General features: G+C 35.8%; 10 protein-coding genes and 1 pseudogene. 2 read left to right on the forward strand and 9 right to left on the reverse strand.

Features of this window, described 5'->3' with window-relative positions; all coding sequences use genetic code 11:
* The 6 genes and pseudogenes from SB679_RS16425 to SB679_RS16450 all read right to left on the reverse strand — a co-directional run.
* Nucleotides 1-2621, reverse strand: a pseudogene (locus SB679_RS16425) (hypothetical protein); the annotation flags it as partial.
* Between the two features lie 6 nt (nucleotides 2622-2627).
* The gene (locus tag SB679_RS16430) at nucleotides 2628-4238 is read right to left on the reverse strand and encodes a T9SS type A sorting domain-containing protein (protein ID WP_410703365.1); all 1611 of its coding nucleotides are present in this window, start codon (nucleotides 4236-4238) and stop codon (nucleotides 2628-2630) included.
* Nucleotides 4239-4501: 263 nt separating this feature from the next.
* On the reverse strand, nucleotides 4502-5959 hold the full coding sequence (locus SB679_RS16435) for a TolC family protein (protein WP_410703366.1): 1458 nt from the start codon (nucleotides 5957-5959) through the stop codon (nucleotides 4502-4504).
* On the reverse strand, nucleotides 5931-9119 hold the full coding sequence (locus SB679_RS16440; RefSeq protein ID WP_410703367.1) for an efflux RND transporter permease subunit: 3189 nt from the start codon (nucleotides 9117-9119) through the stop codon (nucleotides 5931-5933). The genes SB679_RS16435 and SB679_RS16440 overlap by 29 nt, the downstream gene beginning before the upstream one ends.
* A 7-nt stretch (nucleotides 9120-9126) precedes the next feature.
* The gene (locus SB679_RS16445) at nucleotides 9127-10209 is read right to left on the reverse strand and encodes an efflux RND transporter periplasmic adaptor subunit (RefSeq protein WP_410703602.1); all 1083 of its coding nucleotides are present in this window, start codon (nucleotides 10207-10209) and stop codon (nucleotides 9127-9129) included.
* 149 nt (nucleotides 10210-10358) lie between these two features.
* Entirely contained in the window at nucleotides 10359-10748 is a 390-nt protein-coding gene (locus tag SB679_RS16450) for a hypothetical protein (RefSeq protein ID WP_410703368.1), read from the reverse strand.
* Nucleotides 10749-11430: 682 nt separating this feature from the next.
* Here SB679_RS16450 and SB679_RS16455 point away from each other — a divergent pair.
* Both SB679_RS16455 and SB679_RS16460 read left to right on the forward strand, forming a co-directional pair.
* The gene (locus SB679_RS16455; RefSeq protein WP_410703369.1) at nucleotides 11431-11826 is read left to right on the forward strand and encodes a hypothetical protein; all 396 of its coding nucleotides are present in this window, start codon (nucleotides 11431-11433) and stop codon (nucleotides 11824-11826) included.
* A 35-nt stretch (nucleotides 11827-11861) separates the two neighbouring features.
* The gene (locus SB679_RS16460; protein WP_410703370.1) at nucleotides 11862-12302 is read left to right on the forward strand and encodes an META domain-containing protein; all 441 of its coding nucleotides are present in this window, start codon (nucleotides 11862-11864) and stop codon (nucleotides 12300-12302) included.
* Nucleotides 12303-12383: 81 nt separating this feature from the next.
* Here SB679_RS16460 and SB679_RS16465 read toward each other — a convergent pair whose 3' ends face one another.
* The 3 genes from SB679_RS16465 to gldN all read right to left on the reverse strand — a co-directional run bounded on the left by SB679_RS16465 (nucleotide 12384) and on the right by gldN (nucleotide 14758).
* Complete coding sequence (locus SB679_RS16465) at nucleotides 12384-12641, reverse strand: SemiSWEET transporter (RefSeq protein ID WP_410703371.1); 258 nt, start codon at nucleotides 12639-12641, stop codon at nucleotides 12384-12386.
* An 88-nt stretch (nucleotides 12642-12729) separates the two neighbouring features.
* Nucleotides 12730-13764: an NAD(P)/FAD-dependent oxidoreductase gene (locus SB679_RS16470; RefSeq protein ID WP_410703372.1), complete on the reverse strand. Its 1035-nt coding sequence runs from the start codon at nucleotides 13762-13764 to the stop codon at nucleotides 12730-12732.
* A gap of 55 nt (nucleotides 13765-13819) precedes the next feature.
* Nucleotides 13820-14758 (reverse strand): gliding motility protein GldN, encoded by a 939-nt coding sequence (gldN, locus tag SB679_RS16475; RefSeq protein ID WP_034712027.1) that lies wholly within the window; start codon nucleotides 14756-14758, stop codon nucleotides 13820-13822.
* Between the last annotated feature and the right edge of the window lie 4 nt (nucleotides 14759-14762).

The raw sequence follows: 14762 nt of genomic DNA on the forward strand, positions 1-14762 counted from the left end.
CCTATGTCTGTCAGCGAAGCTCCTTTCACCTCTGCAATAGGCATCGTATTGTTATAGCCCCAGATTACCGTTGTTGTTACTCCTTTCCCTGTACTTTCATCACCCACAGCGGTATACTGACGAAGATTGCCTTGGGCATCGTAATCATCATATCTGATTGCTGTCTTCAAGCTGCCGTCATTAGGATTTACTGATACTGCTGAGGTCGGCTGAAGCTTATTATTGTCATACTTCAGCTGTATATTGGAAATCACTTTATCATTATTTTTTGTGATCGTTTGGATAGGATCAGAGATAATATAGGCATTCTCAAGATGGCTATACCCAGAAGTTCCCGAAGGATATATAAATTGTTTATCTCTTATTGTACCGTCTGCTGAAGTTTCTTTAATATAGTTTGGTTTCAGATTGAATTTGTTAATAACTGTTTCATTCATATTCTCAATAAACCCTCCATTATTCATAAAGCTTTTGATACTTGCATTGGCCTTTTTTACATAAGTAGGTTTAGAAGTATACGGATTATTATTAACATAAAACTGATATGTATCGCTGATATAATCTTCAAAAGCATAGGTATATTTCTCTGAGGCTAAAAGCTGGTTCTGGTCATTGTATACTTTTTTATCAGATAACAATCCTCCTTTAGTAATGTTATAGTACGGATAAAAATAAGTAGGATAAAGCTGATTGCCTCCATTCTGATATTTAGGATAATCTTCCGGAATAATATAAGAAAAACGGGTATATCCGTTTTGATCTTCCGACACTTTTATATTTTTATATAAAACAAAAATTTCACTGGCGGAAAACTCATCGTCAGAATCACTGTAGAAAATATATCCACTGGATCCTGATCCGTCTTCAGTATCATAGTTGTAATTTATTTTCTTTACAGGCTGTGTATCGTTAATGTTATTATAATAAGTAAGGGTCTTAAGCCTTGGTGAAGGAGCATTTACATATTTTGAATTTCGTAGTGGAAGAGGAAAAAACTTGATTTCAGAAACCGTAAAAACTCCATATCCCTTCCCTACACTTGTTATTTCCATAGTATAGGTTCCCGGATAGCCATAGAATACCCTGTCAGAGAGACTATTGCTCCCTAGAAGACAGCCTCTGTAATTCAGATATTCCCCTGTACTGCTTTTGATCTTATATTCTGTAGAAAAAGGCTTAACAGGTTTTGGATGTAAAGGGTTTTCAATAATAGGTTCATCACCATCATGGTATCCGTCTATATTAAATCCATATATATTAAAAGCAATTTTTTTATTCGGATCTCCTGAGATGGTAAAAGTATAGGTACTGGTCTGGCTTGTATCAAATTGAGTCTCAGGCTGTGATTGTACATATTGTGCCTTTGAATCGGTATAACCATTCAATAGAGAATCTAAATAAGCCTGGTCATAATTAAAAAAATAGTCATGAGAAGCATATTCATATTTCGTAACACCTCCTGAAGGGCTAATGATTTTTTCCAGTATATTAGTAACTTTATAATTGTCATAATAACTTTGTTCTACCGATCCTCCCCAATCGCAGACACTGGTTCCACCCGCCGGGGGAAAAATAAACTGCTGATTATATACAAAAGAAGTCTGTTCAATTTTAACCCCATTCCTATCATTTTTAGTGATTGATGTCAACAGCCTTTTCTTTTCTTTTATAATACTATTTACATAACTGAACGTATACGAGTTTATAACCTGCCCAAATAAATTTTGTAGTGTTACCTTTTGTAAACTATACAAGTCATTAGGGGTAGTTGCTAGACTTTCATCATACAGATAATCAAAAATAACTTTTCCAACGTCTGTTTCTATTGTTTTTAATTTACAGTATTGATAAATAAGTCTGTTTGTAACAGATGTAGTTTTCGATTTTTTATCATAGGTGAAAATTGCCAGTGTTTTTCCTGATGGGCTTACTATTTTACTTAGCATATAAGCAGATCTATAGCCTTTCCCTACTAATAAATTACCATCCGCAATCGTTTCATAATCAAAATCATTGAAAAAGAATTTATACCCTTTTCCGTCTGTTACCGTAAAAGTGTTTATCTTAAGTGTTGCATTGTTATTTTCTCTTTCATATTCAAATTTTACAGTATTGGGTGTCAGATTAATAAGACTGAACGTATTATTAATGGTATCTCTTTTTATCTGAAATTTGCCTGACAGTCCCGGAAGGTTGTAATAGTAATAATCATCAAATACATTTTTTTTATACTCTGGAAGACTGGTATTATCAAGACGTTCATCTAATTCACCAATGATCTTTTTATAGATAACACTTCCACCAAACAAAGTCCACCCTGCCCCAACATCTCCTGCAGCCTGATTTCCGTTATCAACATATACTGGTGCATAGCTTAGATTGAAACTATACCTAATATTTTCATCCTGGATAGGAACATTAACAATGGGAAAATTGATATCAGGAAGCCCTGAAGCCTGGTTCAATGGTACATCTGTATATGTAGCCATAGATGCCATTGAAGGGGAAGCTATGGGCTTTCCTGTTCCTTCTCCCAACCCTTGCTGAGCATTAAAACACTGTGTAAAGAGAATGATAAAGAATACTATCTGTAAACCTCTTATTTTTAATGTATTCATCATTTATATTTATTTCTTAATCAATTTAGCATTTGCTGTTTTATTCGTATCCGTTTTTACTACCACCAGATAAGCTCCCTGAATCAGATTCTGGGTATTGATCTTCGTTACCTTATTCTGGGTTTTAATATTTTGCAGCTGTCTGCCTCCCATATCATACAAAGTAATATCCGCTTCTTTGAAATCAAACCCGGTTTCTACATAGGCATAATCAGTTACCGGATTCGGGTAGATTTTGATCTCTTGTTTTTCGATCAACTTATCGATTTGGCTGTCGCCAAGCTTAATGATCTTCCAGTTCTCTTTTCCAAGTTCCTCGGCACTGGTTCCTGCCAATACAATAGAACCATCTCTGTTGAGTTTTATATCTGATAATCTTTCTTCTTTCTTTCGGGATTCTCCTTTTACATATTTTCTCCACTGCTCATTGCCATCCTGATTTAAGTACAGCATCCAGAAGGTTTCATCATCACTTTCCACTCTGCCTTCTGCCTGAGTATATCCACCAAGTAGAATTCCTTTTGAAGATTTATCATCCGCTGAATGCAGGACACTCATTCCCATCAGAACATCTCGATTTTTGAAATTATAGGATTTCTGCCAGATCTCTTCGCCTCTTTCATTGAGTGAAATCAGCCACAGATCGGTTCCTTCTTCAATACCAACGGTTTTATTTCCTGATCTTTCGGATCTTGATTCACCACCGATGATGTATCCATTTGATGTCAGGGCTAAGGTTCTCAAATGGTCATCTCCTTTTCCTCCATAGTTCTTTTCCCATTCAACTTTTCCATCTTTATTGAGTTTGATGATCCAGTAATCACCCTCGCCTTCATTATTAGTGTTTTTTTGTACAGCAGTAAAATTTCGGGTGTCGGGTGTATTACTAACTTCTGTACTTGGTAGATTTGATCTCTTACCTGGTACTGCTGAACTTCTTGAATAGACTCCCAGTAATGCTCCGCCGTCTTTTGTCGGAATCATTTTCTCTACTTCATCTAAACCTTTTCCTCCCAGAATCACTTGGGAGAGTTCTTTTCCATTTTTGTCGAGTTTTATAATCAGAACATCTTTAGAACCGTATCCTCTGGTTGAGTTTTGAACATTTCCGGCCACAAAAAATCCTAAATCCGTGGTTTGAATCACAGATCTGGCTTCTTCATCGGAAGAAGTTCCCAAGGTTTTCTGCCAAAGCTCATCTCCGAATTCATTGATACGGATCAGCCAGATGTCAGATCCTCCTTTAGAATCGTCTTTTTTATCTAATCCTTTCCCGGAATACGAAGTTCCAGCCAGAAGAAATCCTCCTTCCTGAGTGGCTACAGAAGCGGATAGAAAATCATGGTTATTTCCGGAAAAATATTTTTCCCAGACCTGGTCACCTTGCTGGTTCAATTTTACTAAATGAAAATCGTAACCATTATTTTGGGCATTATCGGTAGAAAGTTTTTTAGATTGTATTGAACTTCCTGTAATAAGGTATTGCTGATCGATGGTGGTGGTTACCTGGCTTAGAAAATCCTGTGTTGAGGATTTAATATCCTTCTGCCACAATACTTCCTGGGCAGATATACCCAAGACTGTGCACATTGAAAGTACACTCGTGTAGAGTTTTCTCATCTATTGTGTGTTTTAAGTTTAATGTTAGTTTTTATTATTATAATCTTGCAAATTTAACACTTTTTAGCAACTCTTAAGTTCCCATTAAAAAGATTTAACATGAATTTTATCAGAATGATGTCTTTTTCTCTTAGTATTTGCTTGCTATTACAAATGTATTTCTCCACAACGTCAAAACCTGTCGTATTAAAATAAAAAAAGGGTTAATTCTAAAAAGAATTAACCCCAAAACATAATGTTTATATTGGCTGAATTATGATTTCTTATTTCCAGCCACCACCCAGACTTTTATAAATGTCTACTACGGTGCTTAACTGTTTTTGTTTTGCTTCAACCAGTTCCATTTTTGCATCTAACGCATCTCTCTGGTTCAGTAAAACTTCCAGATAATCTGCTCTGGAATTCCGGAATAACTGATTGGCGATATCAATAGATTCGTCCAACGCTTTCGTTTCCTGAGATTTTAACTGATAATATTGGTCAATATTTTTAACCCTTGACATTAAATTGGCCACATCGAGATAGGCATTTAATATTGTTTTATCATACTCATACAGCGACTGAATCTGCTTAGCGTCAGCGGTTTGGAAATTGGCTTTAATCGCGCTTTTATTGATCAGTGGTCCAGCCAGTTCTCCTGCTAAATTATACGCTATCGACTCAGGTAACTTCACCAAATAGGAAGGTTTAAAAGCTTCCAATCCTAATGTTGCAGAGATTTCCAGTGACGGATAAAACTCTTTTCTTGCTGCTTCTACATCCAGTTTTGAAGATTTCAATTCCAATTCTGCCTGTTTGATATCAGGACGGTTGGATAACAACTGTGACGGAATACCCGTATAAATAGTCTGAGGAATCGTCGACATAAAGCTTTCCTTTGTTCTCACAATCTGCTGTGGATATCTTCCCAACAGTGCATTGATCTCATTTTCCTTTTCTGTGATCTCCTGACGAATGGTATATTCTGAAGCTTTTGATTTTGCCAGTTCAGCCTCGAACTTTTTCACAGCCAGTTCTGTAGCCGCCGCAGCCTGCTTTTGGATTTTAGAAATTTCCAGTGCTCTTTCCTGAAGTTTGATATACTGCTGAATAATATCCAGCTGATTATCAAGCGCTAATAATTCATAATAATTATCGGCAACTTCCTCAATAAGATTGGAAAGAACAAAGTTTTTCCCTTCTACCGTAGAAAGATAATGCGCTACTGCTGATTCTTTCTCAGTTCTGAGCTTTTTCCAGATGTCTATTTCCCAGTTGGCCATTAATCCACCTTCAAAATTTCCAAGCGGATCAGGTATTTCTCTTCCTGCCTCTATATCTGTCGTAGCATCCCCCGCTCCTTCACTGGTATAGCGGCCGGCTTTACTCACTCCGGCTCCCAGTTTTGCAGCAACTGTCGGACTTAGCTTTCCTTTTTTGTAAAGGACACTGCTTTTTGCAATTTCAATCTCCTGAAGGGTGATCAGCAGTTCCTGATTATTTTTCAGTGCAGTTTCAATCAGACTTACCAGATTGGGATCTGTAAAAAACTGTCTCCAGGGAGTCGTTCCGCTGTTATTATTAGCATCCTGCTGCTCCTGCTGATTAAAATTCTGAGGCAGATTTTCTTTAACCTCATCTTTTATAACGGTCGCCATCGGAGCTTTACAACTTGCGAGAACAAGTGATAAAGCAATGGCTGTAATGATACTTTTAGTCTTCGAATTTTCCATCATGTTCATAAGGTTCAGTTTGTTCTGTTAAAGGATTTTCTTCTTCATATTTGGCCAGCCTGGATTTACTTGCAATCGTTCCGAAAATATAGTACAATCCTGGAATAATCATTAGTCCGAAAATAGTACCTATCAGCATACCTCCGGCAGCTGCCGTACCAATTGTTCTGTTTCCGACAGCTCCTGGTCCGGTTGCCATTACTAATGGAATCAAACCTGCAATAAATGCAAATGAAGTCATTAAAATCGGACGGAAACGGATCGTAGCACCTTCAATTGCAGCTTTTGCAATCGGTACTCCTTCTGCCTTCCTCTGAACGGCAAATTCTACAATCAATACAGCATTTTTACCCAAAAGACCAATAAGCATTACCATCGCCACCTGCGCATAAATGTTGTTTTCTAATCCTAATAATTTCAAGCATAAAAATGCCCCGAAAATACCCGTTGGTAATGATAAAATAACCGGTAACGGAAGGATGAAGCTTTCATATTGTGCAGAAAGAATTAAATACACAAATCCTAAACACACTAAGAAAATAAATACAGCTTCATTTCCACGGCTTACTTCATCTTTCGAAATACCAGCCCAGTCGATACCAAAACCTCTCGGAAGCGTCTTATCAGCAACTTCCTGAATGGCTTTAATCGCCTGTCCCGAACTGTAACCCGGTGCAGGAGTTCCACTTACCTCAGAAGAATTATACATATTATGTCTCGTGATCTCTGATAAACCGTACACTTTTTCCAATTTCATGAAATCGGAATAAGGAACCATCGCACCTTTATCATTTTTAACATAAAGCTTTAATAAATCACTTGGTAAAGCTCGATACTGCGGCCCAGCCTGAACAATTACTTTATAAGGCCTGTCGAAACGGATAAAACTCGTCTCATAATTTGAACCAATTAAAGTTGATAAATTATCCATTGCATTTTCTATACTTACTCCTTTTTGTTCGGCTAAGTCATTATCAATCTTTAACATATATTGAGGAAAACTCGCTGAATAAAACGTAAATGCAGAACCCAATTCAGGGCGTTTCTGTAATTCTTTTACGAAATCATTGCTCACAGTTTCCATCTTTTTGTAATCTCCACTTCCTGCTTTATCCAGTAAACGAAGCTCAAAACCACCTGCAGCACCATAACCCGGAATAGAAGGCGGTTGGAAGAATTCTATATTCGCCCCCGGAATTTCCTTGGCTTTTGCTTCGAGTTGTTCAATAATTTCAGCTGCGGATTCTTTACGATCGCCCCAGTCTTTAAGGTTAATCAGACACGTTCCTGAGTTTGAACCTGTACCTTCCGTCAGAATTTCATAACCTGCCAATGAAGAAACAGACTGTACTCCGTCAATATCTTCTGAAGCTTTCTGAAGTTTTAGTGCAATCTCATTCGTCCTTTCCAAGGTTGACCCCGGAGGAGTCTGAATAATTGCATAAATCATTCCTTGATCCTCACTCGGAATAAACCCGACCGGAAGCGAATTACTTAAAAAGAAAGTACATATACAGAAAACCAATAATAATGGAAGTGTTATGATTTTTTTAGTTACTGTTTTATTCAGCATCTTCTCATATCTTCCTGCTCCTTTTGTAAATAAATTATTGAATTTATCTAAGAATATAGTTACTGGTGTTTTCTTTTTAGCTTTACCATGATTATTTTTCAGGATTAAAGCACATAATGCTGGCGTCAACGTCAAGGCAACAACCCCCGAAAGGATAATGGAAGAAACCATTGTAATTGAAAACTGACGATAGAAAACTCCAACCGGACCAGACATAAACGCCACCGGAATGAATACGGCTGCCATTACCAAAGTAATTGCGATAATTGCACCGCTAATCTCATGCATGGCTTCTTCTGTCGCTTTTAATGGCGAGAGATTTTTCTCTTCCATCTTGGCGTGAACAGCCTCGATGACGACAATGGCATCATCCACAACAATACCAATCGCCATAACCAAAGCAAATAACGAGATCATATTTAGGGTAATCCCGAACGCGGACATAATTGCGAAAGTTCCTATCAAAGAAACCGGTACAGCCATAGTCGGAATCAACGTTGAACGCCAGTCTCCTAAGAATAAAAACACCACGATTGCTACCAAAATAAAGGCTTCAAACAACGTGTGAACTACCTTTTCAATAGAAGCATCCAAAAATCGGGAAACGTCATAACTAATGTCGTAGTGCATCCCTTTTGGAAGGTTATTTTTTTCAAGATCAGTCATCAAAGCTTTTACATTTGTAATAACGTCACTTGCATTGGAACCATAGGACTGCTTAATGGTAATTGCGGCAGACGGTTTTCCGTTCAAAGTAGAATAGATATCATACATTGAACTTCCGAACTCAATATCTGCTACATCTTTCAATCTTACAAATTCTCCACCTGATTTCGCTTTAAGAATGATATTTCCGTAATCTTTTTCGTTGCTGTAACGTCCCGGGTATTTTAAAATATATTCAAAAGACTGAGAACGTTTTCCCGAACTTTCGCCCGTCTTTCCGGGAGATGCTTCTAAACTTTGCTCATTTAAAGCTTCCATAACCTCATCTGCTGAGATATTGTAAGCAGTTAATCTGTCTGGCTTCAGCCAAACACGCATTGCATATTCACGGGTTCCTAAAATGTCAGCATCTCCAACTCCTTTGATCCTTTTAAGCTCAGAAAGAATATTAATATCGGCATAATTGAACAGGAATTTCTGATTAGCTTTCGCATCATCACTATACAAGTTGATATACATCAACATGTTAGGTTCTTCTCGGGTAATCTTCACCCCTTCTCTTACTACAATTGGAGGTAATTTATTTACGGCAGAAGATACGTGATTCTGTACGTTTACGGCAGCAACATTCGGGTCGGTTCCCAAATCAAAAACCACCTGAATAGAAGCTTCACCATCATTTCCAGCATCGGAAGCCATATATTTCATTCCGGGAACACCATTTAATGATCTTTCTAACGGAATTATTACGGATTTAATCAACAATTCGTTGTTGGCTCCCGGATATTCTGCGGTGATATTTACTTTAGGAGGAGAAATGGATGGAAACTGGGTCACCGGAAGTTTTACCAGTGAAAGTACCCCCATAAATACGATAATCAATGAGATTACAATAGACAGAACAGGTCTGCGAATGAATTTCTTAAACATACTGCTACTACTCTGCTTTTAATTTCAATGATTGAAGAACTTTCGCAGGATTCTGGAATTTAGTCTTCACTTTTTGGTCGTCTTTTACTTTCTGAACTCCTTCCAACAGAATGTTATCTCCTTCTGAAAGCCCTGAAGCTACTACATACAGATCCGGAAGTTCATAAGCAACTTTTATATTTCTGGATTTTGCTTTTCCGTCCTTACCTATAATGAATACATATTTCTGATCCTGGATCTCATAGGTTGCTTTCTGAGGAATAATCAGAGCATTATGAAGCGGCAATGTCATCTGTACTTTTCCTGTTTCACCATTTCTTAACAGTCTATCAGGGTTTGGAAACTTCGCTCTGAAGGCAATATTTCCTGTTTCATTGTCGAATTCTCCTTCGATGGTCTGAATTTCACCTTTTTGAGGAAGCATATCACCATTAGCCATAATTAAGGATACCTGATTACTTCCACGGTCTGCAACATGAGTCTGATAGCTTAGGTATTCCGGTTCAGAAACATTAAAGTAACTGTACACGTCCGTATTGTCTGATAAAGAAGTTAAAAGATCTCCCTCATCTACCAAACTTCCTAGTTTTAAAGGAATTCTGTTGATCACTCCTGAAAACGGTGCTTTAATATCCGTAAACGAAAGGTGGATCTGAGCCAGTTTCATTTCCGCATTGGCAGCATCGAGTTTTGCTTTCGCCATTGCTTTTTCATTTTTAGAAACAATATTATTGTTTGCTAATGTACTTGCATTTCTCAATTCTATAGAAGCTTGTTCTACTTCTGCTTTCGCTTTTAGTAGCTCTGCCTGATATAACTGAGGCATAATCCGGAACAAAGTCTGGCCCGCATGAACATACTGACCTTCATCTACATAAATTTTTTCAAGAAATCCTTTTTCTTGTGCACGGATTTCAATGTTCTTCACAGAACGGATCTGTGCTACAAATTCCTTATTAATTACAGTATCTTTTTTCAAAGGATTGGTAACAGGATATACTGTATCTTCCTGTTTTTCTTCTTTTTTGCCGTTGCAGCCAACAACGAGCAAAAGGGTGCTAAGCATAATGCTTGAAGCAACTCTTTTCATCATAATTCTAGAGTTTATATAAATCGTTAATGTTTTAATTGAAAATTGGTAATAGAGAATATGAAATATTGTAATGATTACCGGCATATACAACACAGGGCATTTCCTACTCAGTTTCGGAAGTAGAAAATAGATCGAAAAAGAAGAGTTTAAATTCTAATAGAACGTATTAGAATGAATTTTTTTACTGTGGAAAATCGCGAAAGAAAACCATGAATATCGGGTTTTCTGCGTTTAAAAGATCGTAATCCAAAAATATAAACCAGGCTGAACACACTGGCAAAGGCAACCATAGCCTCTACTGTGTCGGATAGCTGAAAATCATCCTCTGGAAGTTCCAGGGAATAACTCCCGGCATCATCTGCCATCTGCTGTACGGAAAACTTTTCGTAGGTTTGATTTAATCGATTGGCCCTTTTGGGCATATGATGAGAAGCATGACCAGAATAGTCATTTTGAAGTGTTTTAACATTAATCTTACTTTCTACTATAAAAAGCAGAAAAAGACTCGTTAAAAAATATACTATATAGTTTCTCATTTTGAAGGAGCAAAGGTACGCCTTGAATCCTATACCGTCATAATAGATTAACAAAATTTAACTCTCCTTTAAATAAGCTGAATAAATCCATTTTTCCCAATACAAAATATAATAATTATGAGTGTCTAAAAAATACCGCAGATATCTCATTATCAAATAGTTTAAAACATTATTCCTTTTTATACACTTTTTTTCACTGAGGTATAGCTGTAAACTAAAAAAAGAAGTTGAATTCATCAATTTCTTTTTTATATATGAACAACACAATCAATATTTTAAAATTTTATTTCAAAAAAACAACTCAGTTTATGAAAAATTTACATCGATCAGCAAAACCTATATTAAGATTTTAAAGCATTGATATACATCTATTTTTATTTCATCATTTTTAGAGTACTTTTGCCAAAAATAAAACACAAATGAAAACAAGTCTATTATTTATTTACATTAAACCATTCCCTACCCAGACGCAATAAAACTCCCTCGGAATTTAGGTTTGTCTATGGTTATCTACAATTTTATATTTCATGAAAAATGCTTTGCATAAAGGCTTCAACAGCATTAGAAATAAAGATATTTAATTAATTTATTTAAAATTAACATATATTCAGTAAAAATATTTGTAAATTTATGTATTATTAATATTCCCATTTCATGAAACACATTAAAATCACCTATTATTATGAAAAAATTATTACAATCGATTCTTATGGGATTGATGGTCATTTCTGCAACAGCATGTAAGCACCCAGGAAAAGAAGCAGAAATCACTGCTGCAGTCCCAGCTTCCGAAACTCCTGACGAATCTGTCAAGAATATCTTTGTTGATACTTATGGCGAAAAAATGGAAGTTACTATTAATGAAACAAAAAATACGGCTACCATTCATCTGAACGGCAAAACGTATGATCTAAAAAAAAATAAAGATCTCCCAGAATATACTGCTACGAATACTGAATATCTTTATTCCAATATCAGAGGAAATATTACTTTTTTGAAAAAAGATGTTGATATGGTTCTTTTTCACCTAAAACATGATAAAAAGGAACAAGCTCCTGCAAAGATGGCATCGTATTAGTTATAAAGATTATCAATCTTTTAAAATAAAAAATTATGAAAAACTGGTATCATTATATCACGGTCTTATTTTTAACCGCATTTCTTATTTCTTGTGAAAGCAAAACGAGTGCGCTGCCACCCCAAGGTAATAAAGATATTACCGGAAAAACATGGAGACTTACAGAGCTTAACGGAAAACCTATTGCTCTTAAAAACCAGAAAAACAATCCTTATTTCAAACTGAATATGGCTGATATGAGGTATGAAGGAAATGCCGGATGCAATGGTTTGGGCGGTACTTTTGAAATAAAACCTGACATTATGAGAATAAAATTCAATCAGGGAATTTCTACCATGATGGCTTGTGAAGATCTTGATATTGAGAATTTATTCACAAAGGCCCTACTTACCGCAGACAACTATTCTGTGAATGGAAATACATTAACGCTAAACAAAGCAAGAATGGCCCCATTGGCAAAATTTGTTCTTCAATAATCTCACATTCTATTAACACTATATAAAAATAGGCTTTACATAATGTAAAGCCTATTTTTTATTTTAATAATAATTTATTTTTCAAGATTTTCTAAAAAGTAAATAGCAAACGAAAAGGCATATATTAACCAATACAGCAAAGGCATTGGAAAGAATAATAGGCAATTCATTTTTCAGAAAGCCATACCACACCCACAGTGAAAGCCCTGAAATAAGTACCAGAATCATGATCCATGAGATATCTTCCACATTTTTTTCTTTAATGACTTTTACAAGCTGAGGAATCATAGAAACAGAAGTAAGTACGCCTGCTACAATACCTAAAATATTTTCGTTCATAGCTTAAAATTCTCTCTTGAAGATATACATTTTCATCTGATTATCGAATATATTTCACTCGTTCAGACAAAAGATCAAAAAATATTATCTATTTGAATCTATTTATATCTACTTCTGCATGCAAAGGAATATTTTCTTCAATGCAGTCATATAAACTTTTAGAAAAATAACAGCCATTTAGAATTCCTCTTGCTCCCAGGCCATTAAAAACATATAGGTTCTTATAATCAGGATGATTTCCTATGATTGGTCTTCTATCTTTTACCGTAGGACGAAATCCAAAGTTTACTTCTTTTACTTCAAAATCATGAGGATAAAATTCTGATAATCCGTTCACAAGTTGTACTACAGCAGAATCATCTATATGATGGTGCAGCTGCTCTCTGTCATAAGTACCTCCATAAAAGTGAAGTCCGTCATTTACAGGAAATAAAAAATGTTTCTTTTTAATGGTAACATCCTTAGGAATTTCCCGGGACAGTTTAACTTTTATATGATGTCCTTTATTGGGATTAATAGGAATTGCAGAGAAATATGGATTGTCTTTGACACCAATTCCCTCGCAAAAAATAATATTCTTAAAAGTGAAGTCTTTATAAGAAGAGGTCTCCACATCAAGTTGAGTATAATCAAATTTTTCTTTTATAAATCGTCCATTTTTTTCAAAATAACTGAAAAGGCCATTGAAAAACCCACTAACATCAAGTCTTGCAGACTGAATAACCTTTCCTGTGTCAAAATCATTTTTCACCCCATCTATGTGCTCAAAATTTTGGCTTAAAAAACCTGAAAGCTCTTCATTTCCGGATTTCTTCATCCAAAGGTTTTGTTCGTTTTCGTCATGAAAAATTCTATGAATTGAACTGCCAATCCAATAATTCTTTCCTGTATACGACTTGATTTCCTCCAATGTCTGTGTCAGGAAATCAATTTGTTCCTGAGCTTTCCAGAATGTCGTAAACTTTTTGAGCACAACAGGATTGATAATTCCTGCTGAAACCTGCGATGCACTTTTCCTGCCTTCTGAGAATATGACAAAGGATTTATTATTTTTAATCAGCTGATGAGCGAAGAAAAGTCCTGCATATCCGTCTCCTACGATTATATATTCTATATTTTTCATAATAAAAAAAACCTGAGTAAAAGTACTCAGGTTTTGTATAAATATCAAGTGAAATTTAGTAATTCCACATTTCATTTTCCATATCAAGGATCTGCGACTTAATTCTGTCGCTTTCTTCCAATTGCTCTTCAGCATTCTTAGGAATATAATCCTTAATGTTACCATCACCTAAACCTGCAGAGGATTTATAAATGATAGAAGAAAATCTTCTTGCATTGATAATATCATCAAAAGATAGATCTGCAGAAGAGTTCTTTCTGTTGAAAACGTAATTATTTGCTAAGATATCTCTTGCACTTGGATAATATACCCAGAACAGATCAATCAGTTCATCATTGCTTGCAATAGGTTTTCCGTCTGGACCGATAACTCCCTGCACCGCCGGGTCAGGACCCATTGCTGCGATACCAAGAGGTCTGTACTTCATTTGCCCGTCTCTCTTATCGATGAACCACATACCCATTATTTTAAGAACTTTTACTTTTTCAGTAGTAGTCTTATAAACGTCAGTATATTGTTTTTTCTCTTGATCAGTTAATTGTCTTCCTGAGTTAAGAATATCGATGGCAGCATCATTAATGACTACTTTTTCTAATCTTTTCTGAATACCTTCAGCAGAAAGTCTGTCTACAAAATTCTCGTCATTGTAAACCTGCTCTATTTTACCGCTTAATGCAGCGTCTAATAATAACTGGTATAATGATCTTGTAGGTGTTGAAAGAAGACCATCCGGATTATCATAATAGAACGGCTGATTAATCTTATCGTTCATATCAATGATTTCCCAAACAAACATACTCTTTAAAATATCTTTATCATCAACAAAACCATATTCCAAAGGTTTTACTGTTTTATCAACGATAGTATCTCCAACTTTTTGCTTGTTTTCAGCTCTCATCTGCCTAAATTCTTCTGGAGAAGAAGCGTTCAGAATAGTTTGAGAAAAAGCAAATCCCGAAACTAATACTAAAAGGCTGCTAATATATTTTTTCATAATA

It is taken from the genome of Chryseobacterium sp. SIMBA_029, from assembly GCF_046535275.1.
Classification (GTDB): domain Bacteria; phylum Bacteroidota; class Bacteroidia; order Flavobacteriales; family Weeksellaceae; genus Chryseobacterium.

Excerpts from the sequence above, each read along its gene's own strand:
- SB679_RS16430 (WP_410703365.1), bottom strand. The coding sequence starts at position 4,238 with ATGAGAAAACTCTACACGAGTGTACTTTCAATGTGCACAGTCTTGGGT.
- SB679_RS16435 (WP_410703366.1), bottom strand. The coding sequence starts at position 5,959 with ATGAACATGATGGAAAATTCGAAGACTAAAAGTATCATTACAGCCATT.
- SB679_RS16470 (WP_410703372.1), bottom strand. The coding sequence starts at position 13,764 with ATGAAAAATATAGAATATATAATCGTAGGAGACGGATATGCAGGACTT.
- SB679_RS16450 (WP_410703368.1), bottom strand. The coding sequence starts at position 10,748 with ATGAGAAACTATATAGTATATTTTTTAACGAGTCTTTTTCTGCTTTTT.
- SB679_RS16460 (WP_410703370.1), top strand. The coding sequence starts at position 11,862 with ATGAAAAACTGGTATCATTATATCACGGTCTTATTTTTAACCGCATTT.
- SB679_RS16445 (WP_410703602.1), bottom strand. The coding sequence starts at position 10,209 with ATGAAAAGAGTTGCTTCAAGCATTATGCTTAGCACCCTTTTGCTCGTT.
- SB679_RS16440 (WP_410703367.1), bottom strand. The coding sequence starts at position 9,119 with ATGTTTAAGAAATTCATTCGCAGACCTGTTCTGTCTATTGTAATCTCA.
- gldN (WP_034712027.1), bottom strand. The coding sequence starts at position 14,758 with ATGAAAAAATATATTAGCAGCCTTTTAGTATTAGTTTCGGGATTTGCT.
- SB679_RS16465 (WP_410703371.1), bottom strand. The coding sequence starts at position 12,641 with ATGAACGAAAATATTTTAGGTATTGTAGCAGGCGTACTTACTTCTGTT.
- SB679_RS16455 (WP_410703369.1), top strand. The coding sequence starts at position 11,431 with ATGAAAAAATTATTACAATCGATTCTTATGGGATTGATGGTCATTTCT.